Source organism: Nocardia albiluteola (assembly GCF_018860155.1).
GTDB lineage: Bacteria > Actinomycetota > Actinomycetes > Mycobacteriales > Mycobacteriaceae > Nocardia > Nocardia albiluteola.
This window is the reverse complement of record NZ_JAHKNI010000045.1, coordinates 1-865: the sequence shown is the minus strand read 5'-3', so window position 1 is coordinate 865 and position 865 is coordinate 1. Positions and strand designations below refer to the sequence as shown.

The window sequence follows — 865 nt, the reverse complement described above, 5'->3', positions numbered from 1 at the left end:
TGAATCATATCCACCCAGGCGAACGCCGAAACTGAATGCAGGAGAAGGAATCTCATGGCGCTCACGACGCTCGACCCACGTACCGCGCTCGTCCTCATCGATCTCGAGAAGGCCATCGTCGCCGCGCCGATGGTGCCCTCCACGGGTACGGAGGTGGTGGCTCGCGCGGTCGAGCTGGCGGACGCGTTCCGTGCACACGGCCTGCCGGTCGTGCTGGTGCACTTCACTCAGCTCCTGGACGGATCCGATGCGCCCCACGGCCGCATCGACTCGCCGCCGCCCACCGGCGTCACGCCGCCGCCCGGCTGGGATCAGATCGTCGACGAACTGGCCGGGCATCCCGAGGACATCGTCGTCACCAAGCGCAACTGGGGCGCCTTCTACGGCACCGACCTCGATCTGGAACTGCGCCGCCGCGGCATCACCCAGATCGTGCTTGGCGGCCTGACGACCAGCATCGGTGTCGACACCACCGCGCGAGCCGCGTACGAACGCAACTACAACGTGACGCTGGCGACCGACGCCATGGCGGACCTGTCCATCGAGCCGCATGACAACAGCATCGAGCGGATCTTCCCGCAGCTCGGCGAGCAAGGAACCACGGCCGACATCATCGCGCTGCTGGACAAGACGCGTGCCTGAGGCGACCGCGGGACGAAGCCTGGGTCTCCTGCGCAGCCGATCGCTGGGGCGGCAATTCGGGTGGCTGTGGGCAGCCTTTTCGATCAGCACGCTGGGCACCTGTCTCGCGTTCGACGCGTTCCCGCTGATCGCGATCCGGGTGTTGCACGCCGGGCCGAGCGCGGTGTCCGGATTGGCGGCGGCGGGGCTGGCGGTGGGAGCGGTGGTCGCCTTGCCGCTCGGC

Annotated in this window: 1 protein-coding gene and 1 pseudogene; both read left to right on the top strand. The window is 68.2% G+C overall.

The window, feature by feature from the left end; genetic code table 11:
* Positions 1-54 precede the first annotated feature (54 nt).
* Positions 55-642 carry an isochorismatase family protein gene (locus KO481_RS42610; RefSeq protein WP_215924471.1) on the top strand — a complete coding sequence of 196 codons (588 nt, stop codon included), beginning with the start codon at positions 55-57 and terminating at the stop codon, positions 640-642.
* Positions 635-865 (top strand): annotated as a pseudogene (locus tag KO481_RS42605) (hypothetical protein); the annotation flags it as partial. The gene KO481_RS42610 and the pseudogene KO481_RS42605, both read left to right, overlap by 8 nt.

What these genes read in the sequence shown, in the direction of transcription:
- KO481_RS42610 (WP_215924471.1), top strand. Translation starts at nt 55, where the DNA reads ATGGCGCTCACGACGCTCGACCCACGTACCGCGCTCGTCCTCATCGAT.